This is a genomic window from Brevundimonas sp. SL130, assembly GCF_026625805.1.
Lineage (GTDB): Bacteria > Pseudomonadota > Alphaproteobacteria > Caulobacterales > Caulobacteraceae > Brevundimonas.
Map to the genome: position 1 here is coordinate 1897428 of NZ_CP113064.1, position 24554 is coordinate 1921981.

The following is a 24554-nucleotide window of genomic DNA, read 5'->3' on the forward strand; positions in this document are numbered from 1 at the left end:
CGGTCTGAGCCTCGGCTCAGGCCGCCGTTTCGCGTCTGGCGGCGTAGGGATCGTAGTTGAGGATGGGGGCCAGCCAGCGTTCGCAGGTCGCCACGTCCCAGCCCTTGCGCCGGGCGTAGTCCTCGACCTGGTCCAGATCGATCTTGCCGACGCCGAAATAGTGGCTGCCCGGATGGCCGAAATAGAGGCCCGAGACCGAGGCGGGGGGCGTCATGGCGAAGCTTTCCGTCAGGGCCATGCCGGCATTGTCCTCGGCCTGAAGCAGGCGGAACAGGGTGGCCTTTTCCGTGTGGTCGGGCTGGGCCGGATAGCCGGGGGCAGGGCGGATGCCTTGATATTGTTCGGTGATCAGGTCGTCGATGCCGGTCGTCTCGTCGGCGGCGTAGCCCCAGAGCTGGGTGCGGACTTCCTTGTGCAGCCGCTCGGCGAAGGCCTCGGCCAGACGGTCGGCCAGGGCCGTGGCCAGGATGGCGGAATAGTCGTCGCCGGCGTCCTTGAACCGTTTGGCGATCTCCAGCTCGCCATGGCCGGCCGTGACGGCGAAGGCGCCGATATAGTCGTCGCCCTGTTCGGCGATGAAGTCGGACAGGGCCAGGTTGGGCTTGCCGTTCGTCTTCTTGATTTGCTGGCGCAGGGTGTGGAAGCGGGCGATCTCGGCGTCCCGGCTCTCGTCGGCGAAGACGATGACGTCGTCGCCGTCGGCGCGGGCGGGCCAGAAGCCGACCACGCCCTTGGCCGTGAACCATTTCTCGTCGATGATCCGCTTCAGCATGAGCTTGGCGTCCTCGAACAGGTCGCGCGCGGCCTCGCCGACGATCTCGTCTTCCAGGATCATGGGGTAGCGGCCGATCAGCTCCCAGCTGGCGAAGAAGGGGGTCCAGTCGATGTGGTCGGCCAGGTCCTTCAGGTCCCAGGCGTCGAATGCCTTCACCCCGATGAAGGCCGGCTTGCCGGGCATGGGCTGGGTCGGGTCGATGCGGAAGCGGTTCTCGCGCGCCTGAGCCAGGGTGGCGCGGGCCTTGACCTCCTGGCCGCGGGCGTATTGCTCGCGAATGCGGATATATTCGTCGCGGGTGGCGGCCTCGTTCTTGGCGCGTTCGGTCTTGGACAGCAGGCCCGAGACGACGCTGACGGCGCGCGAAGCATCGACGACATAGGTGGTCGAGCCACGGCGATAGGCGGGCTCGATCTTGACTGCCGTGTGGGTGCGGCTGGTGGTGGCGCCGCCGATCAGCAGGGGGATGTCGAAGCCGCGCCGCTCCATCTCGGCGCCGACGAAGACCATCTCGTCCAGCGACGGGGTGATCAGGCCGGACAGGCCGATGATGTCGACCTTGTGCTCGACGGCGGCGTCGAGGATGCGGTCGGCCGGGACCATGACACCCAGGTCGATGACCTCGTAATTATTGCACTGGAGCACGACGCCGACGATGTTCTTGCCGATGTCATGGACGTCGCCCTTGACCGTGGCCATCAGGATCCGGCCCGCCTGTTCGCGCGGCTTGCCGGCCTTTTCAGCCTCCATGTAAGGTTCCAGCCAGGCCACGGCCTGTTTCATCACCCGGGCGGATTTCACCACCTGGGGCAGGAACATCTTGCCCGAGCCGAACAGGTCGCCGACCACATTCATCCCGTCCATCAGCGGACCTTCGATGACGTGCAGGGGGCGGTCGAATGAGAGGCGGGCTTCTTCCGTGTCGGCGTCGATATATTCGGTGATGCCGTTGACCAGGGCGTGGGCGATGCGGGCCGCGACCGGCTGATCACGCCACTTCAGATCGACAACGCGGGCGACGCCCTTGTCGCCCTTGTAGTTGGGGGCGATGTCGACGAGGCGTTCCGTGTTCGAGACATTGGTGCGCTGCGGCCGGTTCAGGATCACGTCCTCGACCGCCTCGCGCAGGGTCGGGTCGATGTCGTCATAGACCGGCAGGTCGCCGGCGTTGACGATGCCCATGTCCATGCCCGCCTGGATGGCGTGGTACAGGAAGACGCTGTGGATGGCCCGGCGCACCGGCTCGTTGCCGCGGAAGCTGAACGAGACGTTCGACACCCCGCCGCTGATCCGGGCGTAGGGCAGGGTGGATTTGATGACCTTGACCGCCTCGATGAAGTCGACGGCGTAGTTGTCGTGCTCCTCGATCCCCGTCGCCACGGCGAAGATATTGGGGTCGAAGATGATGTCCTCGGGCGGGAAGCCGACCTCGTTGACCAGGATGTTGTAGGCGCGGGTGCAGATCTCGATCTTGCGGGCGGCGGTGTCGGCCTGGCCCACCTCGTCGAAGGCCATGACCACCACGGCGGCGCCGTAGCGCAGGCATTTGATCGCATGATCGCGGAAGGCCTGCTCGCCCTCCTTCATGCTGATCGAGTTGACGATCGGCTTGCCCTGGACGCACTTCAGGCCTGCCTCGATCACCTCCCATTTGGAGCTGTCGATCATCACCGGGACGCGGGCGATGTCGGGCTCGGCCGCGATCAGGTTGAGGAAGGTTCGCATGGCGACGGCGCCGTCCAGCAGGCCCTCGTCCATGTTGATGTCGATGATCTGGGCCCCGGCCTCGACCTGTTGACGGGCGACGTCGAGCGCGGCGGAATAGTCGCCCTCGACGACCAACTTCCGGAATTTGGCCGAGCCGGTGACGTTGGTCCGTTCGCCGACGTTGATGAAGGTGGGTCTCATGACTGTCCTCCCTCTCCCATTGGGAGAGGGCTTGAGCGCACGGCGGCGAAGCCGTCGTTCTGGCGCGAAAGGGTGAGGGATAGGCGGTGCGAGTTGGCCCACCGGCGAACCCTCATCCGGCCCTGCGGGCCACCTTCTCCCCATGGGAGAAGGAAAGAACGCGTCGCCATCACGCCACCATCTCGAACGGTTCCAGCCCCGACAGCCGCAAGGCCACCGGCCGTTCCGGGATGGCGCGGGGCTTCAGCGGCGCGACCTCTTCGGCGACGTGCTTGATGTGGTCCGGCGTGGTGCCGCAGCAGCCGCCGACGATGTTGACCAGACCGGACGCCGCCCATTCCTCGATGAAGTGGGCGGTCTCGTGCGGTTCCTCGTCGTACTGGCCCATGGCGTTGGGCAGGCCGGCGTTGGGATAGGCGGCGACCAGGGTGTCGGCGACGCGGCTCAGTTCGGCGATGAAGGGGCGCATCAGGTCGGCGCCCAGGGCGCAGTTGAAGCCGACGGCGAAGGGTTTGGCGTGGCGCACGCTGTTCCAGAAGGCCTCGGCCGTCTGGCCCGACAGGGTGCGGCCCGAACGGTCGGTGATGGTGCCGCTGATCCAGATGGGCAGGGCGTCCATGCCCTCGTCCTCCAGATCCTTGATCGCCTTGATGCAGGCCTTGCAGTTCAGCGTGTCGGTGATGGTCTCGATCAGATAGAGATCGACCCCGCCTTCGTTCAGGGCGCGGATCTGATGACGATAGGCTTCATAGACTTGGTCGAAGGTCACGCTGCGGGCGCCGGGGTCGTTCACGTCGGACGACATGGACAGCATCTTGTTCAGCGGGCCGATGGAGCCGGCGGCGAAGCGCGGCTTGTGCGGCTCCTTTTCCGTCCAGCGGTCGGCGGCGGCGCGGGCCAGTTTGGCGCCTTCCAGATTGATGTCCCACACCGCCTGGGCGTCCAGGGCGTAGTCCTCCTGGGCGATGGTGGTGCCGGAGAAGGTGTTGGTCTCGGAGATGTCGGCGCCGGCGGCGTAATACTGGTCGTGCAGGTCCGAGATGATGTCCGGGCGGGTGATGCAGAGGATGTCGTTGTTCCCCTTCATCTGGTGCGCCTCGTCATAGCCGTTGGCGGCGACGAAGCGGTCGGCGCGGAAGTCGGCTTCGGACAGGCCGCGACGCTGGATCATCACGCCCCAGGATCCGTCGAGGACCAGAATGCGTTCCTTGGCCGCCTGATGCAGGGCGGCGATGCGTTGTGCACGGGTGAGGGGGGAGGTCATTAAGCCACAGCCTTGGTTTCACGCACGCCCAGTACGCGGCAGATCGCATAGACCAGATCGGCGCGGTTCAGGGTATAGAAGTGGAAGTCGGAGAAGCCCTCTTCCTGCAGACGGGCGCAGGTTTCGGCGGCGACCGAGGCGGCGAGCAGTCGGCGCGTCTCGGGATCGTCGTCCAGCCCGTCGAAGTGAGCCTTCAGCCAGTCGGGGATGCTGGTCCCGCAGGCGCTGCACATCCGGGTCAGGCCGGCGAAGTTGGACACGGGCATGACGCCGGGGATCAGGGGAATGGTCACGCCCGCCGCCCGAACCCGATCGCGGAAGCGCAGGAAGGCGTCGATGTCGAAGAAGAATTGGCTGACGGCGCGGGTGGCGCCGGCGTCCACCTTGGCCTTCAGCACATCGATGTCGTGATCGATGGAGGGGCTTTCGGGGTGTTTCTCGGGATAGGCGCCGACCGTGACGTCGAAGCCGCCGACGCGGCGGATGGCGGCGGTCAGTTCGGTGGCGTTGGCGTAGCCGTCGGCGCGGGGTTGATAGATCCCGCCGATGCCGCCCCCGCCGGGAGGATCGCCGCGCAGGGCCACGATGTGATCGACGCCGATGGTCTTGTAGCCGGCGATGACTTCATCGACCTCGTCACGGCTGGCCTCGACGCAGGTCAGGTGGGCGGCGGGACGCAGGGAGGTCTCGGCGATGATGCGCTGGACGGTGCGGTGGGTGCGTTCGCGGGTCGAGCCCCCGGCGCCATAGGTCACCGAGACGAAGGCCGGGCTCAGCGGCGCCAGCCGGCGGATGGCGGTCCACAGATTGGCCTCGGCCTCGTCGGTCTTGGGCGGGAAGAATTCGAACGAGACGCGAACGGCGTCGCGGTTCGATCCGGCGCGGGCGACCGGGCCGAGCGGCGACAAGAGCAGGGCGCGGGCTTCGGTGAGATTGGTCGAGGAGGCGGCCATCATGCGGTCTTTCTGGCCTCGGCCAAGGAGGGGGCGACGCGGCGTTCAGCCGTCCAGATGGTGACGGTCAGGCCTTCGTTATCGGGGGGCAGGGCGACCGGCGCGGACGGCGTCAGCCCGCTGTTCGTCAGCCAGCCGTTGATTTCCTGGTCCGCAAAACCCAGGCGTCTGTGCTGATGCGCTTCGCGCATATGTTCGAAGTCGTGGGGGGCGAAATCGACGATCACCAGACGGCCGCCGGGGCAGACCAGGCGTGCGGCCTCGGCCACGGCGGCGAAGGGATCGGCCAGATAGTGCAGCACCTGGTGGACGATCACCAGATCGGCGCTGGCGGCGGGCAGGCGGGTGGCGAAGATGTCGCCGTGGCGCAGTTCGACCTTGGTGAGGCCGGCCTTCGAGACATTGGCGCGGGCGATGTTGAGCATGTTCTGGCTCAGGTCCAGGCCGACCGACATCTTGGCCTTCTTGCCGAACAGGGTCAGCATCCGGCCCGAGCCGGTGCCCAGATCGACGACGCGCTTGAAGGGGCCGGGTCCGACGGCGGCTTCCAGCGCCGCTTCGACGGCGCTTTCGCTGACATAGAGCGACCGCAGTCGGTCCCACTGGGGGGCGATCTGTTCGAAATAGGATTCGGCGGCCTCGTGGCGATCCTTCTGGACTTCGCTCAGCCGGCGATGATCGGCTTCCCCGGCGTCATCAGCCAGAATGTCCAGCACGGTGTCGATCAGACGGCGGGCGTGGGCGTCGTGCGACAGGCGGTAGTAGACGCGGGCGCCGTCGGGAAAGCGCTCGATCAGGCCCGAGTCGGTCATCAGCTTGAGATGGCGAGACACGCGCGGCTGGCTCTGGTCGAGAATCCGCGACATCTCCATGACCGAAAGCTCTTCGCTGGCCAGCAGGGAGAGGATGCGCAGACGGGTGGGTTCGCCAGCGGCGCGCAGGGCTTCGACAGTCTGGTCCGCAGTCAGGTTCATGTGGTCATATAAAGATATCCTTATATGATTTGGCAAGGAAAAACGACCTCGTACATCGTGCGACGGGAAACCTTCTGTCCTCCGTTAAAGACCCTGCAATCCCTTTGGAGTGGTTCTATGCGCAGCCTCCTGATTTCCTCCCTCGTGCTTTTCGCCGCCGGTCCGGCCCTGGCGCAGAGCGATTTCCCCGAGCCGCCTATGGGCGGGCAGATGTCGGGGCCCCCGCCGATGGGCGGAATGCGTCCGCCGGAGCGCGAGACCCTGGCCGACATGAAGACGCGTATGATTGGGATGTTCGATCGCATCGACGCCGATCATAACGGTGCGATCAACGCTTCGGAGCTGGCGGCTTCGCCCGGCGGTCGGATGCTGAGCCGCGCCGATATGGACGGCAACGGCCTGATCTCCAAGGCGGAGATGGAGGCCGGCGCAGAGGCGATGTTCAAGGCCATGGACAAAAACGGCGACGGCGTCGTCACAGCGGATGAACGTCCCCGTCCGCAACGCCCCGACTGAAACGGCCAGACTGATCACGCGACCGGCGTCTTCAGCGGCTGACCCGCGAAATGCGCCTGAAGGTTCTGCATCAGCAGCATCAGCATGCCCTGCACCCCGGCGGTCGTCGCGCCGGCGGTGTGGGGCGTCAGCACCAGGTTGGGCGCATCGGCCCAGCGTGAAGGGTCGGTCGGCTCCTCGATGAAGACGTCCAGGGCGGCCTGGCCCAGGGCGCCGGATTTCAGCGCGGCGATCAGGGCGTCTTCGTCGACCACCTGGCCGCGCGAAACATTGACCAGCAGACCGTCGGGGCCCAGGGCCTCGAGCACCTCGCGCGAAATCAGGCCGCGACTGGTGTCGTCGGCCTTGCAGGCGACGACCAGGATGTCGCTGGCCTTGGCCAGGGCCAGCAGGCTGTCGGCGCGGGGCCATTCGACCTCGTGGGGGCGGGGGCCCCACCAGGCGACCGCCATACGGAAGGCCTCGGCGCGGTCGGCGACGGCCTTGCCGATGGCGCCCAGGCCGACGACGCCCAGCTTCTGGCCGGCAATAGAAGCAGTGATGCTGCGGGTCTCGGCGGTCCAGCCGCCGGACCGGACCTGGCGGTCGCCCGAGACGATCTGACGACGGGCGGCCAGGATCAGGCCCAGGGCGTGATCGGCGACGTCTTCATGATTGACGCCGGGCGCATGGGTGACGGGCAGGCCGCGCTCACGGCACCAGTCGATGTCGATCCCGTCGTAGCCCGAGGTGAAACAGGCGATCAGGTCGAGGGCGGGGAGCTGTTCGATCAGCGCCTTGTCCAGCGGCGCCTTGCCGGCGACGATCAGGGCGCGGATGTCGTGGGCGGCCTCGATGGGCGGGCCTTCCCAGAAGCGATAGACGTCATAGGCGCTCTCGAGGATCGGCGAGAGCGGGGCGAGATGCCGTTGCATGATGAGAACGGCGGGGCGTTGGGTCATGGTCGGACCTCCACAATGGCCTCGCCGGCGGTCAGCTGGGCGACGACGCGGGGCCAGTCGCGCCGCACGATGGCGTAGAGTTCGTCGTTCGAACAGTTTCCGAGGTCGAGGCGGACCAGAGGCTGACGGCTGGCGTTACGCTGCGCCAGCAAAAGAAAGTCCTTGTCCTTGCTGACGACGACCGCGCCTCGTGACGCCGCCAAGGCCCAGATTTCCCGGTCGCCTGCCGTGGCCAGCCCCATCAATCTGACGTGTTCGACCTCATGATCGAATGCGGCGATCACATCGATCAGGCGGACGGGCAGGTTCTGATCGAGCAGGAATTTCAAGCCGCAGCGGCCGCCACCGAATGATCGAGCGCCTGCGCGGCGTAGGTCAAGGCGGCCCGCAGGTCGTCGGCTTCCAGTTCTTCGTAGTCGGAAAGGATCTGGGCCTCGGTCATCCCGGACGCCAGCCAGCCGAGAATGTCGTGCACCGCGATACGCAGGCCCCGGATACAGGGCCGACCGCCGCGTTTGCCGTCTTCGATAGTGATGCGGGACAGAAGATCGTCGCTCATGTCCCGCATCCTATCACAGATCAATCAGCGCCCGAACTTCTGGTGCTGGATGCGTTTGGGGATGATGCTGTCGGCGCCCAGGCGGCGCATCTTGTCCTGTTCGTAGGCTTCGAAATTGCCCTCGAACCATTCCACGTGGCCGTCGCCTTCGAAGGCGAGGATGTGGGTGGCCAGACGGTCCAGGAACCAGCGATCGTGGGAGATGACCACGGCGCAGCCGGCGAACTCTTCCAGGGCCTCTTCGAGGTTCTGTAGGGTTTCGATGTCCAGGTCGTTGGTCGGTTCGTCGAGCAGGATCAGATTGCCGCCCGAAGCCAGGGTCTTGGCCAGGTGCACGCGGTTGCGTTCACCGCCGGACAGCTGACCGACCTTCTTCTGCTGGTCGCCGCCCTTGAAGTTGAAGCTGCCGACATAGGCGCGGGTGTTGATCTCGCGCTTGCCGACCATCATCACATCGGTGCCGCCCGAGATGGCCTGCCAGATGGTCTCGTCCGGCTTCAGGTCGTCGCGCGACTGGTCGACATAGGCCAGTTTGACCGTCTCGCCGACCTTGATGGTGCCGCCGTCCGGGGTTTCCTGACCGGTGATCAGCTTGAACATGGTCGACTTGCCGGCGCCGTTGGGGCCGATGACGCCGACGATGCCGTTGGGCGGCAGTTTGAAGGTCAGATTGTCGAACAGGGTCTTGTCGCCATAGGTCTTGGCCAGGCCTTCGACCTCCAGCACGACATTGCCCAGGCGCGGTCCGGGCGGGATCTGGATATGGGCGTGGGTCTGGGCGCCGCGCATCGATTCCTGCTCGTCCACCATCCGCTCATAGGCGGCCAGACGGGCCTTGGACTTGGCCTGACGGGCCTTGGCGCCCGAACGGACCCATTCCAGTTCGCGGGTGAGGGCGCGCTGGCGGGCTTCGGATTCGGACTGTTCCTGAATGACGCGCTTGGTCTTGGCTTCCAGCCACGAGGAATAGTTGCCCTCGTGCGGGTGGCCCTTGCCGCGGTCCAGCTCCAGCGTCCACTTGGTGACGAGGTCCAGGAAGTAGCGGTCGTGGGTCACCAGAATGACGCAGCCGGGGAAGTTTTCCAGGTGGTGCTGCAACCAGGCGACGGATTCGGCGTCCAGGTGGTTGGTCGGTTCGTCGAGCAGCAGCATGTCGGGCTTGGACAGCAGCAGGCGGGCCAGGGCCACGCGACGCTTCTCACCGCCGGACAGGTTGGAGACCTCCCAATCGTCGGGCGGGCAACGCAGGGCGCCCATGGCCATTTCGATCCGGCTGTCGATGTCCCAGACGTCGCCGGCGTCGATCTTCTCCTGGAGGGCGGTCATCTCCTCCATCAGTTCGTCGGTGTAGTTCTCGCCCAGTTCGCCGGCGACGGCGTTGAAGCGGTTGACCCACTGTTTCTCTTCGCACCAGGCCTCGACGTTCTCGCGGACGTTCAGGCTGTCGTCGAGCTTGGGCTCCTGCTCCAGATAGCCGCGCTTGACGCCGTCGGCGGCGCGGGCCTCGCCGGTGAACTCGGTGTCCAGGCCGGCCATGATCTTCAGCAGGGTGGATTTACCCGAGCCGTTGACCCCGACGACGCCGATCTTGGCGTCGTTGTAGAAGCTGAGCCAGATGTTCTCGAAGATCTTGCGGCCGCCGGGGAAGGTCTTGGTCAGACCCTGCATCTGGAAAATATATTGCTGCGCCATGAGGTGCGGTTTCGCCCTTCGGGTTTCGTCGGATTGGGAGGTTTGGGCGGATGTAGCGATCCTGAGGCGAGAGAGCAAATGAGGCGAAGACATGCGTCAGCGTCTTCGCCGGTTCGCAGCGAAGTTGGGGAGGGCGTGGGACGCCGGGTCTGCACCCGGGGTTTGGAGTTTTAAGTACCGTTTCGGCGCAGTCGTCGTCCCACGCGGTCGTTTTCCACACGCGCTCCGGCTGGCGGCCCTAGCCTTCGAGCCTTGCCGGATCGGCGGGCCGCCTTGCGACGGCTTCGCCGGGGCGGACATGCCGATTGAAAATCGACAGCGGTCCGCTTTCCTAAGCGTGCGGCGAGCAGGAGACGGCATCCATCGCCGCCCCTAAGGACCCCGGCGGTCTCCTCCCCACCGGCTTCATCGCTCGACCACAGCCCCGCCGCCGTCAGGGCGCTGGATCCGACGCCCTCCCCATCGGCGGGGATGAGAGGATTATGCGGGAGGTTTGAGGGGTGATGAGAAGAAGGGGGTGAGATTCTGTTAGGGCGTTGAAATCTTTGAGGAGGGACCAGCGTCATTGTGCGCGCTGGCCCACCTCTCCGCGCGCGAAGGCGCGGGGGGAGGACCGGTCGCGCTTGCGACCAGGCGGGGGCGACTCCGGCGGTAGGGGTGACCGGGGCGGCGTTTAAGACCGAGTCGCCCCCTCCTGGCGCTCGCTGACGCTCCCGCCGGTCCTCCCCGTTCGCCTGCGCGAACGGGGAGGTGAGTGAGGCGGCGGCGTCACCTCTCCGCGCGCGAAGGCGCGGGGGGAGGACAGGTCGCGCTTGCGACCAGGCGGGGGCGACTCCGGCGGTGGGGATGACCGACCCAGCGTCTGACACCGAGTCGCCCCCTCCTGGCGTTCGCTGACGCTCCCGCCGGTCCTCCCCGTCGGCCTTCGCCGACGGGGAGGTGAGCGGATGGGTTCCTGAGAACCGTTATCAATGAAGGGCTTGGGGCGTTTTGACCACATGGGGCGCATGGACAAGCGGCGCCGCCGGGCGCAAAGAACGGGCAGACATCGCCATAAGCGAAAGAACGAATATCGTGTTCGACTATAAGGCCGCCTTTGAACGCTCGGTGGAGCAGGTGCGCAGCGAAGGCCGGTATCGTGTCTTCGCCGATCTGAAGCGGGTGCGCGGTCAGTTTCCGCAGGCTGTGCGTCGCCGCGACGACGGGTCCGAACAGGACGTCGTCATCTGGTGCTCCAACGACTATCTGGGCATGGGTCAGCATCCGGACGTGTTGAAGGCCATGCAGGACGAGATCGAGGCGGTGGGCGCCGGGGCCGGCGGCACGCGCAACATCTCGGGCACGACGCGCTCTGCGGTCGATCTGGAAGCCGAGCTGGCCGACTGGCACCACAAGGAGGCGGCGCTGCTGTTCACCTCGGGCTATGTCGGCAACGAGGCGACCCTGTCGACCCTGCAAAAGATCCTGCCCGGTCTGATCACCTTCTCGGATGCGTTGAACCACGCCTCGATGATCGCCGGCATCCGCCAGGGCGGCGGCGAGCGTCACATCTTCAAGCACAACGACCTGGAGCATCTGGAGGCCCTGCTGGCCGCCGCCCCGGCCGAGGCGCCCAAGCTGATCGCCTTTGAGAGCGTCTATTCGATGGACGGCGACATCGCTGACCTGGCCGGCACCGTCGCCCTGGCCAAGAAATACGGCGCCCTAACCTATCTGGACGAGGTCCATGCGGTGGGCCTGTATGGCGAAACCGGCGCGGGCGTGGCCGAGCGCGACGGCCTGTTGGACCAGATCGACATCATCGAATGCACCCTGGGCAAGGCCATCGGGGTCATGGGCGGCTATATCGCCGCCGACGCGCGGATCATCGACGCGGTGCGCAGCTGGGCCTCGGGCTTCATCTTCACCACCAGCCTGCCGCCGGCCCTGACGGCGGGGGCCCTGGCCTCGGTGCGCCATCTGAAGGCCCATCCGGAACTGCGCCATCAGCATCAGGAACGGGCGGCGACCCTGAAGGCGCGGTTTGCGGCGGCCGGGATTCCGGTGATGGACTCCGAGAGCCATATCGTGCCGGTGCACGTCGGCAATCCGATCCACTGCAAGATGATCTCGGACATGCTGCTGGACGAGTACGGCGTCTATGTTCAGCCGATCAACTATCCGACCGTGCCCAAGGGGACCGAGCGGCTGCGCTTCACGCCCTCGCCGAACCATACGGACGCGATGATGGACCATGTGGTCCAGGCGATGGACCGCCTGTTCGCGCACTGCAATGTGGCGCGGCGGTCGGTGGCGGCCTGAGGCGAGACATGTCGGACGACGGCCCCCGCTCGGACTTAGGTGAGGTGATCGTCGAGACCGTGCGCAACGGCCCCTATATCAAATGCTCGGCCATCCATGTGGCCACCGGCCGCGAAGTCAGCGCCATCGGCCCGGTGAACGAACCCAAGGCGGTGGAGCGGGTGGCGATCGCCAAGTTGAGGCGGGCGTTGGGGCTTTGACGCCTCTGTCCGTCTCCCGTGGGGGCGGATGAGGGGGGGGCTTCCTCTTCAACGGAAAGGGGCCGGTCATGCACTGACCGACCCCTGATGCGACCTCCCAAGGGGAAGAGGACGTCAGTCTTCCCCCTTGGCCTTGGTTTTTTTCGCCGGCGCCTTCTTGGCCGCAGGTTTCTTCGCAGCAGCCTTCTTGGGTGCAGCCGCCTTCTTGGCCGCGGGGGCCTTCTTCTTGGGCGCGGCGCCGGCCTTGGCGGCCAGCAGGGGCAGGGCGTCTTCGACCGTCAGGTCTTCAGGCGCCGTGCCCTTGGGCAGGGTGGCGTTGATCTTGCCCGACTTGACATAGGGCCCGAAGCGGCCGGCCATGACGTGGATCGGCTCGCCCGTTTCCGGGTGGGCGCCCAGGTCCTTCAGCGGGGCCGTGGCGGCGCCGCGACCGGGACGACCGGCGCGCTTTTCGGCCAGCAGGGCGACGGCGCGGTTCAGCCCGACCTCGAACACCTCGTCGATGTCCGACACATTGGCATAGGTGCCGGCGTGCAGGACGAAGGGTCCGTAACGACCCAGGCCCGCCGTGATCATCTTGCCGTCCTCGGGGTGGACCCCGACCTCGCGCGGCAGGGCCAAGAGGCGCAGAGCCTGGTCCAGCGTCAGGGAGGCCGGCGACCAGCCCTTGGGCAGGGACGAGCGTTTGGGCTTGTCGCCCTCGGGCGGCGTGATTTCGACATAGGGGCCGAAACGACCGATCTTCAGCTGCACCGGCTGGCCGGTCTCGGGGTCGATCCCCAGTTCGCGGTCGCCGCTTTCGGCCGATCCGTCCTCGGCCGAGGGGCTGGCGACGGGGCGGGTGTATTTGCAGTCGGGATAACGGTCGCAGCCGATGAAGGCGCCGAACCGGCTGGTCTTCAGGCTGAGCTGGCCCTGGTGGCACAGGGGGCATTCGCGCGGGTCGGACCCGTCTTCCTTGGCCGGGAAGATGTGGGCGCCGAGGCTTTCGTTCAGGGCGTCCAGAATGGCCGTGGTGCGCAGTTCGCCGGCGGCCTGGGTCGCGGCGTGGAAGTCCGACCAGAACTCGCGCAGCAGCACCTTCCAGTCCAGCTGACCGGCCGACACCTCGTCCAGACGGGTCTCGAGCGCGGCGGTGAAGTCGTATTCGACCCATTTGGCGAAGAACTGTTCCAGGAAGGCGGTGACCAGCCGTCCCTTGTCCTCAGGATAGAAGCGGTTCTTGTCGACGCGAACGTATTCGCGGTCGCGCAGGGTGGACAGGGTCGAGGCGTAGGTCGAGGGGCGGCCGATGCCCAGCTCTTCCAGCTTCTTGACCAGGGTGGCTTCCGAATAGCGCGGGGGCGGTTCGGTAAAATGCTGGTCGGTGCGGATGGCGTCGACCTTGGCCTTGGCGCCTTCCTTCAGCGCAGGCAGGCGGCTGGTGTCGTCGCCCTCGTCCTCTTCCGCGCCCTTCTGCTTCTCGTCGCGGCCTTCTTCATAGACGGCCAGGAAGCCGTCGAAGGTCACCACCTGGCCGGTGGCGCGTAAGGCTGTCAGACCGTCCGGGGTTTCGATATCGACCGTGGTGCGGTCCATGCGGGCCGCCTCCATCTGCGAGGCGACCATCCGTTTCCAGATCAGCTCATAAAGGCGCTGAAGGTCCGAATCGAGGCGCACTGAATCGGGATGGCGGGCGATATTGGTCGGCCGGATCGCTTCGTGCGCTTCCTGAGCATTCTTGGCCTTGGTCTTGTAATAGCGCGGTTCCTGCGGAACGAAGGCCGGGCCGAATTCCTTGGCGATGACCTCGCGCGCCTGGGCGATGCCCTCGGGCGTGGTCTGGACGCCGTCGGTCCGCATATAGGTGATCAGGCCGCCGGTCTCGTCGACGCCCTCATACAGTTTCTGCGCCGCCTGCATGGTGCGCTGGGCGGAAAAGCCCAGTTTGCGCGAGGCTTCCTGTTGCAGGGTGGAGGTGGTGAAGGGCGGGGCCGGGTTGCGGCGGACGGGCTTCTTCTCGACCGAGTTGATGGTGAAGTCGCCGGCGTCGATGGCCGCGCGCGCGGCGGCGGCGGTCGCCTCGTCCTTGATGTCCAGACGCTGGACCCGCTTGCCCTCATGCTTGACCAGGCGGGCGGTGAAGGGCGGGCTGTCGGCGTTCAGGTCGGCCTCGATGGACCAGTATTCCTGAGCCTTGAACTTCTCGATCTCCATCTCGCGATCGACGACGATGCGCAGGGCGACGGATTGAACCCGCCCGGCCGAGCGCGCGCCCGGCAGCTTGCGCCACAGCACCGGCGACAGGGTGAAGCCGACGAGGTAGTCCAGGGCGCGGCGGGCCAGATAGGCGTTCACCAGCTCCATGTCGATCTGGCGGGGATTGGCCATGGCGTCCAGGACGGCGGACTTGGTGATGGCGTTGAAGGTGACGCGCTCGACGTGCGTATCCTTCAGCACCTTCTTCTTGTTCAGCACCTCGAGCACGTGCCAGCTGATGGCCTCCCCTTCGCGGTCGGGGTCGGTCGCGAGAATGACGCGGTCGGCGCGCTTGGCGGCCTCGGCGATTTCGGACAGGCGTTTGGCGCCCTTGGCGTCGGCCTCCCAGTGCATGGAGAAGTCGTCGTCAGGCAGGACCGATCCATCCTTGGACGGCAGGTCGCGGACGTGGCCGTAGGACGCCAGAACCTCATAGCCGGAGCCGAGGTATTTATTGATGGTCTTGGCCTTTGCGGGGCTCTCGACGATAACGAGGTTCATGCGTGTTCGGTCTCGGGAAGGGGCGCGAACGTGGTTGGAGCGGAGCCATGTGTCAATGCACCGGCCGCCGGACGCCCGTAAACTTGCGGAATATCGGGTGACTATCACGGATCGAAGACGAATCCGGAAGAGACTTCACTATATGGACGCCAGGCCGCCGGGCAGCAGCTCGGCGCGGCCCGCCAGGCTCAACTCCAGCAGGGCGGCGGCGACCTGGCCCATGGGGGCGTTCAGGGCGCGGGCGATCTCGTCGCGCGGCGTCGGGGTGGGGGGAGAGCAGGGCGGCGACCCGGTCCAGGAAGGCGTCGTCCACCTCGCCATAGTCGATCGGCTCCGACGGCGGCGCGCGCAGGGTGCGTAAGGTGTTGAAGGCGCGCTCGATATCCTCGATCCCCTCGCACAGAATCGCGCCCTGACGCAGCAGTTCGTTCGGACCCTTGGCGCGCGGGTCCAGCGGCGAGCCGGGCACGGCGAAGACGTCGCGCCCCTGTTCGGCCGCCAGGCGGGCGGTGATCAGCGAGCCGGACTTGATCTCGGCCTCGACCACCACGACGCCGCGCGACAGGCCGGAGATAATGCGGTTGCGGCGGGGGAAGTCGCGCGCCTGGGCGCGGGCGCCGACGGGGCTTTCGGACACGACGCAGCCCTGATCGATCAGGCGGGCGTAGAGGTCGGCGTGTTCGGGCGGATAGACATCATCCACCCCGCCGCCCAGGACCGCCACCGTGCCGTTGGCCAGGGCGCCTTCGTGGGCGGCGGCGTCGATGCCGCGGGCCATGCCCGAGACGACGACATGGCCGGCCTGACCCAGTTGCAGCGCCAGGCCGCGCGCGATTCGCTGGCCGCCGGCCGAGGCGATACGGGCGCCGACGATGGCGACACAGGGCGCGTTCAACAGTTCGACCCGACCCCGGGTCCACAGGATCGGCGGGGGCGGATCCAGCGCCGCCAGCATCGCGGGATAGTCGGCGTCGCCCAGCACCAGCAGGCGGGCGCCGATCCGCGCGCCGTCGGCCAGTTCGCGCTCGATCTTGGCGACGGGCGGGGGAATGGAGGCCGCGCCGGACTTGCGGACCAGATCGGGCAGGACCTCCAGCACGCGAACAGCCGTGTTGTAGCGGCTCAGCAGTTGGGAAAAGGCGACGGGACCGATGCGGTCGGTGCGGGCGAGCCGCAGCCGGGCGAACCGCTCGTCCGCCGACAGGCTCACGCCTTCTTGGCCCCGATACGCGGTTCCTCGCCCTTCAGCAGCCGGGCGATGTTCTGGTGGTGGCGAACCCAGATCAGCACAGCGGCGAAGACGGTCAGGCACAGGATCGGCATCTCCACCGGCAGGCCGACGGCGGCCAGCGGCAGCAGGGCCAGCAGGGGCGCGGTCGCTGAGGAGATCAGGGCGGCCAGCGACGAATAGCGGAAGGCGAAGGCGCTGATCAGCCAGACGGCGCCGGCCATCAGGCCCAGGGGCCAGGCGGCGGCCAGCAGCAGACCATAGAAGGTGGCCACGCCCTTGCCGCCCTTGAACTTCAGCCAGACGGGAAACAGATGGCCCAGGAAGGCCGCGCCGCCGGCGATGGCGCCCGCGACCTCGCTGTCGAACAGGGCGCGGGCGATCAGCAGGGCGACGGCGCCCTTGCCGGCGTCCAGCAGCAGGGTGGCCAGGGCCAGGTCCTTGCGGCCGGTGCGCAGCACATTGGTCGCGCCGATATTGCCGGAGCCGATATTGCGCACGTCGCCGGCGCCGGCGGCGCGGGTGATCACCACGCCGAACGGAATCGAGCCGAGCAGATAGCCGCCCAGCGCGACCAGCGCCAAGGTCCCGACCGCGGGCCCCACCAGATCCTGCACGTTGATTCTCTCCCCGCGAATTGTTGCGGCAAAATGCGTCGGCAAGCGTTGCGGAGCAAGGGCGATCCGACCTCTTGACCCGATGAATGACGCAGGGTCAGGTCCGCCCGCCCTGCCGGAGAGTGCAATGTCTCGAATCCCCACCGCCGCCGCCCTGATTTTGCTGCTGTCCGCGTCGGCCTGCGTCGGCGCGGGCCCGTCGCGCCCGACGCCGACGGGCGGACTGGCCATGGCCGCCTATTTCGACTGCGTCCGCGACGGCGGCGTGGTTATCTCGGCGCACCGGGCGGTCTCGGCTCTGGACCAGCCCGAGAACTCCATCGCCGCCATCCTGGCCACCGGTCGGGCCATTCCCGGCGCCGTCCTGGAGCTGGACGCGGTCCTGACCCAGGACGGCCAACTGGTGCTGATGCACGATCAGACGATGGACCGGACCACGACCGGGCGGGGCCGCGTCGCCGACCTGACCCTGGCCCAGGTCAAGGCCACGCGTCTGAAGGCCTCGAACGGCGCCTTGACCCAGGCCGCGCCCCCGACCCTGGCCGAGGCCCTGGACGCGGCCGGGCGCGTCGGCGCCATCGCCAGCCTGGACCTGAAGCCGGCGGACGGCGGAACCACGGTCGATCTGGCGCGCACCGTGATCGACCAGGTGCGCCGCTCGGGCGCGCAGAACCGGGTCATCCTGATCACCTATAATGACGCCGACGCCCGCGCCGTGGCGGCCCTGGCGCCGGAGATGATGATCTCGGCCGGTCTGGACGGCGTCGAGGATCTGGACGGGCTGAACGTATCTCAGATCCTGGCCTGGACCGGCACGCGCGAGGAGCGGCCCGCCCTGTGGTCGGCCCTGCGTCAGGCCGGCGCCGAGGTCCAGTTCGGCACCCTGGGCGCCGAGGGCCGCCGCCGCGACGACCGCTACGCCGCCGACGGCGACGTCTCCGAATATCGCGACCTGTATCGCCAGGGCGTGACCGTCATCGCCACCGACACGCCCCTGGCGGTCCAGTCGGTGTTGGGCGCGGAGTTGGCCAAGGCCGCGACCTGCCGCCGCCCGCTCTGACGCGACGATTTGCGCTCGATCAAGGAGCGGACGAACCGGCTGGGGCAGGAGGAGGATCAGGAGTTTAGCATGCGCGATGATCTGATGTTCGACGTGGCCGTGGTCGGGGCCGGACCGGCGGGCCTGGCCTTCACTCGGTCGCTGGCCGGGGCGGGGCTGACGGTCGCCGTGATCGAGGGCCAGGATCAGGCCGCCCTGCGTGATCCGGCCTTCGACGGGCGCGAAATCGCCCTGACCCACAACTCCATCCGCCTGTTGAAATCCCTCGGCGCGTGGGACCGAATCCCGGCGCAAGACATATCGGACCTGCGCGAGGCGCGGGTGCTGGACGGCGGCTCGCCCTTCGCCTTGACCTTCGACCCCGGCGGCGCCGACCGGCTGGGCGTCCTGATCCCCAACCACCTGATCCGCCGCGCCCTGTTCGAAGTCGTGGAAGACCAGCCGGGCGTGACCCTGATGGCCGGGCGGCGGGTGGCCAGCTGCGCTGTCCAGGGCGCCGCCCCGCGCGGCCGGGTCGTGCTGGACGACGGCGCGACGATCCGGGCCAGGCTGATCGTGGCGGCCGACTCGCGCTTCTCCGGCGTGCGCGATCAATTGGGCGTCGGGGTCGAGATGAACCGGCTGGGCCGGTCGATGATGGTCTGTCGGATGCGCCACGACCAGGCGCACGGCCATGTCGCGACCGAATGGTTCGACCACCGCCAGACTGTGGCCCTGCTGCCCGTCGCCGACGTTGATGAGCGGGTCTCCTCCGTGGTCCTGACCCTGGCCGCTCCCGCCATCGCCGACCTGATGCGCCTGTCGCCCGAGGCCTTTGCGGTCGAGATGGAGCGGCGGCTGAAGGGGCGGCTGACCGGGCTGGAATTGGTCGGTACACGCCACGCCTATCCCCTGGCCACCACCTGGAGTCGCCGGTTTGCGGGCGCGGGTTTCGCCCTGATCGGCGACGCCGCCGTGGGCATGCACCCAGTCACCGCCCACGGCTTCAACCTGGGTCTGCGCGGGCAGGACAGCTTGGCCACTGTGTTGAGATCGGCGCGGGGCGGGGACATCGGCGCCGAACGCCTGCTGGCCCGCTATGAACGCGACCACCGCCTCGCCAGCTGGCCCCTGTACCAGGGCACCAACGCCCTGGTCCGCCTGTTCACCGAAGAAACGCCCCCGGCCCGTCTGGCGCGCGGCGCCGCCCTGCGCGCCGGCCAGGCGACGGCGCCGTTCAAACGGGTGGTGAAGCGGATGCTGACGGCATGAGGTTTACTTTTTCGCGGGCAGCAGGGCTTCCAGCGCGCGGGTGAAGCCGACCGGCGCGACGCTCAGATGGTCTTCGTCTTCCAGCACCACCGACCGAACCGTCAGGTTCGGATAGGCGTGGGACTTCAGGGTACGCTCCATGGTCCGCACGTCGGCGACCATGTCGTTTTCGCTGGTGTTGCGGCGATCCGGCCCAGGCGCTTCCCAGCCGCCGATATACATGAAGACGTCGGCCGGCAGGTCGCGGTGGCTGCGGGCGTAGTCCGCCTCCATCTTCATGATGCGGTGGTTGTCGAACCAGAAGGACGGGCTGCCTAAGGCGTAGCCGGAGAACAGGCCCGGATCGGTGAACAGGATCTGGGCGCCGAGCAGACCGCCGTAGGAGTGACCCAGCAGGATGCGGCGCGCGGGATCGGCGCGGAACCGCGTCTCTATGAAGGGCAGGACTTCGGTCTTCAGATAGGTCTGATAGGCCGGCCCCTGACCGTGGAGCATGGAACTGGCGCGTCGTGGGCCGTTCGGGGTGGGGGTATAGTCGCGGTTTCGGCTCACCGTGCCGTTGTCGCCGCGTGAATAGGACAGGCCCACCAGGATGAATTCCTCGATCACCGGCCCGTCCAGGTTCATTCGGCGCGCGATCTGCCGGATGATGGGGAAGGCGTAGTCGGCGTCGGTGACGTAGAGGACCGGATAGCGGCGCTGCGGGTTGGTCTCATAACTGGGCGGCAGGCTGACGAAGACCTCGTAGTCTCGGCCCGAGATGGGATCCGGCACAGTCCAGACCTGGGAGCCCTTCAGGACATAGGGGCCGCCTTCCACCTGGACCTTAGAGGCGGGGACCTCAGGGGCGGAGACCTCTGGGGCGGACGTCGATTGGGCGTCGGCCTTTTCCGAGCAGGCAGCAATGCCGAGGATCGCAAATAGAACCAAGCCCAGCCCTAAAATCCTCACGAACCATCCCCCAGCCTTCTCTGCGGTCAACCTTGGGGACGAATATGGCGGAAATCGGCGCAGGCGACGGCGCCGTTCAAACGGGTGGTGAAGCGGATGCTGACGGTTTGAGGTTGTAACCTAGTGCGACGCGGGCAAGACCGCCATCAAGGCGCGCGTGAAGCCGACCGGCGCGACGCTCAGATGGTCTTCGTCGGCCAGGACGGTGGATCGGCTGTTCGCCGACTGCACTGTGGCGCGCCGGTCAGTGGCGGCCTGGTCGTTTCCTGACGACTAGGATTGGGCTATGATGGCGCGATGAACGTCCATCATCCCGCGCCGGACACGCCGCCCGAGGAGGTCGACCTTTTCGAGATGGCGAACCTGTATCCACGCGACACCGGCCTGCCGATGACCGTCTGGGTCAGTCCCAAGGGGCGGGCGCGGCACGACGCGCGGGTCAAGGTCTGCCGCACGCACGGTAATCGCATGGACGCCGATGATGTGGCGACCGTCAGCATCCGGCCAGAGCCTGAACTGATCCATGGTCCGCTTCCGACTGCGGATCTGAAGCCTGTTCAAGCCTGGATCCGTCTCAACGCGACGGCGCTGATCGGCTACTGGGACGGCGATCTCAGCACGGTGGAGTTCGTGCGGGCGCTCAAGACGCTTTGAACCATGGGCGATGACGGGGAGATCATTGTCGAGTTCGTGCGCAACGGGCCCTATATCAAATGCTCGGCCGTCCATGTGGCGACCGCGAAGCTGAAGCGGGCGTTGGGGCTTTGATTTCTCTTTCCTTCTCCCGTGGGAGACCTCTGCGAAACATTTGGGGTGTTGCGGGGATGTGATTCCCAGCGGGGCGGGGTCGTGATTCTCTATCTGTGACGGGATCCGTAGAAGCGAGGGGCGGTTATGGCCGATCAGCAGTTGAGCTTGGCTGAGACGTTGGTCGATCCGAGATTGGGGACGAACGCGCGACTGGACGCCATTGGCAAGGTGATCGACTGGGCCCCGCTGGAGAAGCTGGCCGAGCAGGTCCATGCGGGCAGGTTGGGGCGCAAGCCCTACCGGGCCAGCGCGATGATCCGGGCTTTGTATCTGCAGATGCTCTACGGCCTTTCGGACCCGGGCTTGGAAGAGGCGCTGACCGATCGCCTGTCGTTCCGGCGCTTCTGCGGGCTGGGCCTGGATGAGGCGACGCCGGACGAGACGACGATCTGCCGGTTCCGCCTGACGGCGGCCAGGAAGGGGGTGATGCAGGCCTGTTTCGAGGAGGTGAACCGCCAGTTGGACGCGCGGGGCCTGATCGTTCGCAGCGGCACGCTGATGGACGCCACCCTGCTGGCGGCGGCGTCGCGCAAGCCCGACATCAAGCAGGGCGCGGGCGCGGGGCTGGAGCGCGAACCCGGGGCCAGCTGGACGCGCAAGAACGGCAAGAGCCACTTTGGCTATCGGCTGCACGTGGCCACCGACCAGGGCTTCAACCTGATCCGGGCCGTGGTGCTGACCCCGGCCCATGTCGGCGAGAGCCTGGTGGCCGAGACGCTGATCCAGGGCGACGAGAAGGCGGTCTATGCCGACAAGGGCTACGAGCACAAAGGACGGCGCGCCCGATTGAAGGCACGCGGGTGCAAGGATCGCATCTGCCACCGCTCGCACAAGCACCAGAAGGCCTTGCCCTACTGGCAGACCCAGAGGAACAAGCTGATCGCCAAGCGCCGGGCCGTGGTCGAGCAGGTGTTCGGAACTGCCCGGCGGGTGTTCGGCTACGCCCGCGCCCGATCAACCAGCTTCGCCGTGAACCTCGCCGACATCTTCCGTCTGGCCACAGTGTTCAACCTACGCCGCGTCGCAGGATTGCCGGCGACCTGACAGCCGAGTTGCGTCCAACGCCCAGCCAAGGCCGCCGACAACGCCCCAACAGGCGATCAACATCGCCTGTCCGACAGACCCGTGACCTCGGCGACGAGACCCTCCCAGTCAAATGCCTCATTCCGCAGAGGTCTCCGTGGGGAGAAGGTGGCCCGCAGGGGCGGATGAGGGCCCGCCGGTGGGCCAACTCGCACCACCTTGCCCCTCACCCTTTGGCTGCTTCGCGCCGCCCTTCGGGTCGCGCCAGAACGACGGCTGCGCCGCCGTGCGCTCAAGCCCTCTCCCGGCGGGAGAGGGTAAGACAGGACACAAGATATTGTGGTTCGGCCCGGTGCGGACTAGATAGGCGGCCTTCTCAGACGCGGGGATTCCGACGTGACCGCCTTCACCCATGACGCCTATTTCACCAAGACCCTGGCCGACGCCGATCCGGACGTCTTCAAGGCCATTCAGGGCGAGATGGGACGGCAGAAAGAGCAGATCGAGCTGATCGCGTCCGAGAACATCGTCTCTCAGGCGGTGCTGGACGCGCAGGGCTCGGTCCTGACCAACAAATACGCCGAGGGTTATCCGGGGCGTCGCTATTACGGCGGCTGCGAATTCGTCGATGTGACCGAGGATCTGGCGCGCGAGCGGGCGAAAAAACTGTTCGGCGCGGCCTTCGCCAATGTGCAGCCCCACTCGGGCGCCCAGGCCAATCAGGCGGTGTTCTTTACGCTGCTGCAACCCGGCGACACCTTCCTGGGCATGGATCTGGCCTGTGGCGGGCATTTGACGCACGGGTCGCCGGCGAACCAGTCGGGCAAGTGGTTCCGGCCCGTGACCTACAAGGTCCGCGAAGACACCCATCTGATCGACTATGACCACGTGGCCGAGATGGCGCAGAAGGAGAAGCCGAAGCTGATCCTGGCCGGCGCCAGCGCCTATAGCCGCCACATCGACTTCAAGCGGTTCCGCGAGATCGCCGACAGCGTCGGCGCCTATCTGATGGTGGACATGGCCCACTATGCCGGCCTGGTGGCCGGGGGCGCCTATCCCGATCCGATCCCGCACGCCCATGTCGTGACCACGACGACGCACAAGACCCTGCGCGGCCCGCGCGGCGGCATGATCCTGTCCAACGACGCGGATCTGGGCAAGAAGATCAACTCGGCCGTCTTCCCCGGCCTGCAAGGCGGGCCGCTGGAGCATGTGATCGCGGCCAAGGCCGTGGCCTTCGGCGAGGCGTTGCAGCCCGAGTTCAAGCTGTATGCGCATCAGGTGGTCAAGAACGCCCAGGCCCTGGCCGGCGTCCTGGTCGAGCGCGGTCTGGCCATCGTCTCGGGCGGCACCGACAGCCACCTGGCCCTGGTCGATCTGCGGCCCAAGGGCGTGACCGGCAAGGCGACCGAGCATGAGCTCGAAAAGGCGCTGATGACCTGCAACAAGAACGGCGTGCCGTTCGACACCGCGCCCTTCACCGTCACCTCGGGCGTTCGCCTGGGCACGCCGGCGGGGACCACGCGCGGCTTCGGCGAGGACGAGTTCAAGCAGATCGGCCACTGGATCGCCGACGTCGTCTCGTCGATGAACGGCGGCGACGAAGCCGATCCGGCCGTGGTCGCGGGCGTGGCGGCCCAGGTGCGGGAGCTGACTAACCGCTTCCCGATCTACGGATGATCTGACCGATGAAGTGCCCCTTCTGCGGTCATCAGGACACCCAGGTTAAGGACAGCCGGCCGTCGGACGACGGCTCGGCCATCCGACGGCGGCGCTCCTGTCCGAACTGCAACGGGCGTTTCACCACCTTCGAACGGGTGCAGCTGCGCGAACTGGTGATCCTGAAGCGCAACGGGCGGCGCACGCCGTTCGAGCGGGACAAGCTGGAGCGGTCGCTGGGCGTGGCCCTGCGCAAACGGCCGGTCCAGCCGGATCAGGTCGAGCAGATGGTCAACCGGATCGTGCGCCAGCTGGAGAGCCTGGGCGAGACCGAGGTGCCGTCGAGCACGGTCGGGGACTTCATCATGAAGGCGCTGAAGGGCGTGGATGAGGTCGCCTATGTCCGCTACGCCTCGGTCTACAAGGACTTCCGCGCGACCGGCGATTTCGCCAAATTCCTGGGCGACGAAGGCTTTGACGAGCCCTCAGGCAAGGACTTTGGCAAGGACTGATGCGCGTCACCCTGAAGCTGGCCACGTCGCTGGACGGGCGGATCGCCACGGCTGACGGCGAGAGCCGGTGGATCACCGGCGAGGCGGCGCGGCTGGAAGGCCATCGGCTGCGCGCCGGTCATGACGCCATACTGGTGGGCGTCGAGACGGTGCTGAAGGACGATCCCGAACTGACCGCGCGCCTGCCGGGGCGGAGCGTGGATCAGCCTTTGAGGGTGGTGCTGGATAGCCGGCTGAGGACGCCGACGACGGCGAAACTGGCGGGCGAGAACACGCTGATTCTGACGGCGGTCGAAGCGCGTACGGTCGGCTCGGCCCAGGTGCGGCGGGTCGAGGCCGAGGACGGGCGTCCGGCGATCCCGGCGGTGCTGAAGGCGCTGAAGGCGGCGGGGGTCGAGTCGGTGCTGATCGAGGGCGGGGGACAGGTGGCGGCGGCCTTCCTGCGGGCCGGGGCGGTGGACCGGCTGGAGTGGTTCCGGGCGCCGATCCTGCTGGGCGGGGAGGGGCGGCCCTGTGTGGCGGCCCTGGCTCTTGCAAACCTGGCCGAGGCCCCCAAGTTCCGTCGCCTGGGCGTCGAGCCCGTCGGAGACGACCTGTGGGAACGTTACGCGCGTTTCTGAC

The 24554-nt window shown here is 67.1% G+C and carries 22 protein-coding genes and 1 pseudogene; 11 read left to right on the plus strand and 12 right to left on the minus strand.

Annotated features, from left to right (window positions below; genetic code table 11):
• Window positions 1–16: 16 nt before the first annotated feature.
• The 4 genes from metH to OU998_RS09415 form a co-directional block, all read right to left on the minus strand.
• Window positions 17–2683, minus strand: a complete 2667-nt coding sequence (gene metH, locus OU998_RS09400) for a methionine synthase (RefSeq protein WP_267513125.1) — start codon at window positions 2681–2683, stop codon at window positions 17–19.
• A 169-nt stretch (window positions 2684–2852) separates the two neighbouring features.
• Window positions 2853–3947: a homocysteine S-methyltransferase family protein gene (locus OU998_RS09405; protein WP_267513126.1), complete on the minus strand. Its 1095-nt coding sequence runs from the start codon at window positions 3945–3947 to the stop codon at window positions 2853–2855.
• A complete protein-coding gene (metF, locus tag OU998_RS09410) occupies window positions 3947–4900 on the minus strand; it encodes a methylenetetrahydrofolate reductase [NAD(P)H] (RefSeq protein WP_267516754.1) in 954 nt (317 codons plus the stop codon). Before metF ends, OU998_RS09405 begins: the two co-directional genes overlap by 1 nt.
• On the minus strand, window positions 4900–5874 hold the full coding sequence (locus tag OU998_RS09415; protein WP_267513127.1) for an ArsR/SmtB family transcription factor: 975 nt from the start codon (window positions 5872–5874) through the stop codon (window positions 4900–4902). Before OU998_RS09415 ends, metF begins: the two co-directional genes overlap by 1 nt.
• A gap of 117 nt (window positions 5875–5991) precedes the next feature.
• Between OU998_RS09415 and OU998_RS09420 the strand changes: the two genes are divergently transcribed.
• Window positions 5992–6390, plus strand: coding sequence for an EF-hand domain-containing protein (locus OU998_RS09420; RefSeq protein ID WP_267513128.1), 399 nt, complete (start codon window positions 5992–5994; stop codon window positions 6388–6390).
• A gap of 14 nt (window positions 6391–6404) precedes the next feature.
• On the opposite strand, the gene OU998_RS09425 is transcribed toward OU998_RS09420, so the two are convergent.
• From OU998_RS09425 to ettA, 4 genes are read right to left on the minus strand one after another with little or no spacing between them, the layout of a single operon-like run.
• Window positions 6405–7331, minus strand: a complete 927-nt coding sequence (locus OU998_RS09425) for a 2-hydroxyacid dehydrogenase (protein WP_267513129.1) — start codon at window positions 7329–7331, stop codon at window positions 6405–6407.
• Window positions 7328–7660, minus strand: coding sequence for a DUF5615 family PIN-like protein (locus OU998_RS09430; protein WP_267513130.1), 333 nt, complete (start codon window positions 7658–7660; stop codon window positions 7328–7330). Before OU998_RS09430 ends, OU998_RS09425 begins: the two co-directional genes overlap by 4 nt.
• Window positions 7657–7890 carry a DUF433 domain-containing protein gene (locus tag OU998_RS09435; protein WP_267513131.1) on the minus strand — a complete coding sequence of 78 codons (234 nt, stop codon included), beginning with the start codon at window positions 7888–7890 and terminating at the stop codon, window positions 7657–7659. The genes OU998_RS09430 and OU998_RS09435 overlap by 4 nt, the downstream gene beginning before the upstream one ends.
• A gap of 24 nt (window positions 7891–7914) precedes the next feature.
• Entirely contained in the window at window positions 7915–9582 is a 1668-nt protein-coding gene (gene ettA, locus OU998_RS09440; protein ID WP_267513132.1) for an energy-dependent translational throttle protein EttA, read from the minus strand.
• A 1074-nt stretch (window positions 9583–10656) separates the two neighbouring features.
• On the opposite strand from ettA, the gene hemA reads away from it, so the two are divergent.
• Entirely contained in the window at window positions 10657–11883 is a 1227-nt protein-coding gene (hemA, locus tag OU998_RS09445) for a 5-aminolevulinate synthase (protein WP_267513133.1), read from the plus strand.
• A gap of 8 nt (window positions 11884–11891) precedes the next feature.
• The gene (locus OU998_RS09450; protein WP_267513134.1) at window positions 11892–12083 is read left to right on the plus strand and encodes a DUF6898 family protein; all 192 of its coding nucleotides are present in this window, start codon (window positions 11892–11894) and stop codon (window positions 12081–12083) included.
• A gap of 114 nt (window positions 12084–12197) precedes the next feature.
• Here OU998_RS09450 and topA read toward each other — a convergent pair whose 3' ends face one another.
• The 3 genes and pseudogenes from topA to plsY form a co-directional block, all read right to left on the minus strand.
• Window positions 12198–14822 carry a type I DNA topoisomerase gene (topA, locus tag OU998_RS09455; protein WP_267513135.1) on the minus strand — a complete coding sequence of 875 codons (2625 nt, stop codon included), beginning with the start codon at window positions 14820–14822 and terminating at the stop codon, window positions 12198–12200.
• Window positions 14823–14960: 138 nt separating this feature from the next.
• Window positions 14961–16032, minus strand: a pseudogene (gene dprA / locus OU998_RS09465) (DNA-processing protein DprA).
• The gene (gene plsY / locus OU998_RS09470; RefSeq protein WP_267513136.1) at window positions 16029–16667 is read right to left on the minus strand and encodes a glycerol-3-phosphate 1-O-acyltransferase PlsY; all 639 of its coding nucleotides are present in this window, start codon (window positions 16665–16667) and stop codon (window positions 16029–16031) included. Before plsY ends, dprA begins: the two are co-directional and overlap by 4 nt.
• Before the next feature lie 127 nt (window positions 16668–16794).
• On the opposite strand from plsY, the gene OU998_RS09475 reads away from it, so the two are divergent.
• Together OU998_RS09475 and ubiM are read left to right on the plus strand one after the other, a co-directional pair.
• The gene (locus OU998_RS09475; protein ID WP_267513137.1) at window positions 16795–17727 is read left to right on the plus strand and encodes a glycerophosphodiester phosphodiesterase family protein; all 933 of its coding nucleotides are present in this window, start codon (window positions 16795–16797) and stop codon (window positions 17725–17727) included.
• Between the two features lie 69 nt (window positions 17728–17796).
• Window positions 17797–18978, plus strand: coding sequence for a 5-demethoxyubiquinol-8 5-hydroxylase UbiM (ubiM, locus tag OU998_RS09480; protein WP_267513138.1), 1182 nt, complete (start codon window positions 17797–17799; stop codon window positions 18976–18978).
• Between the two features lie 3 nt (window positions 18979–18981).
• Here ubiM and OU998_RS09485 read toward each other — a convergent pair whose 3' ends face one another.
• A complete protein-coding gene (locus tag OU998_RS09485; RefSeq protein WP_267513139.1) occupies window positions 18982–19929 on the minus strand; it encodes an alpha/beta hydrolase in 948 nt (315 codons plus the stop codon).
• Window positions 19930–20226: 297 nt separating this feature from the next.
• Between OU998_RS09485 and OU998_RS09490 the strand changes: the two genes are divergently transcribed.
• From OU998_RS09490 to OU998_RS09510, 6 genes are all read left to right on the plus strand, one after another.
• A complete protein-coding gene (locus OU998_RS09490; protein WP_267513140.1) occupies window positions 20227–20583 on the plus strand; it encodes a hypothetical protein in 357 nt (118 codons plus the stop codon).
• Between the two features lie 3 nt (window positions 20584–20586).
• A complete protein-coding gene (locus OU998_RS17085; protein WP_420709721.1) occupies window positions 20587–20697 on the plus strand; it encodes a DUF6898 family protein in 111 nt (36 codons plus the stop codon).
• A gap of 126 nt (window positions 20698–20823) precedes the next feature.
• Window positions 20824–21783, plus strand: a complete 960-nt coding sequence (locus OU998_RS09495) for an IS5 family transposase (protein ID WP_267513141.1) — start codon at window positions 20824–20826, stop codon at window positions 21781–21783.
• Between the two features lie 375 nt (window positions 21784–22158).
• Complete coding sequence (gene glyA / locus OU998_RS09500; protein WP_267513142.1) at window positions 22159–23442, plus strand: serine hydroxymethyltransferase; 1284 nt, start codon at window positions 22159–22161, stop codon at window positions 23440–23442.
• Between the two features lie 8 nt (window positions 23443–23450).
• Entirely contained in the window at window positions 23451–23933 is a 483-nt protein-coding gene (gene nrdR, locus OU998_RS09505; protein ID WP_267513143.1) for a transcriptional regulator NrdR, read from the plus strand.
• Complete coding sequence (locus OU998_RS09510; RefSeq protein ID WP_267513144.1) at window positions 23933–24553, plus strand: RibD family protein; 621 nt, start codon at window positions 23933–23935, stop codon at window positions 24551–24553. The genes nrdR and OU998_RS09510 overlap by 1 nt, the downstream gene beginning before the upstream one ends.
• The last annotated feature ends 1 nt before the right edge of the window (window position 24554 follow it).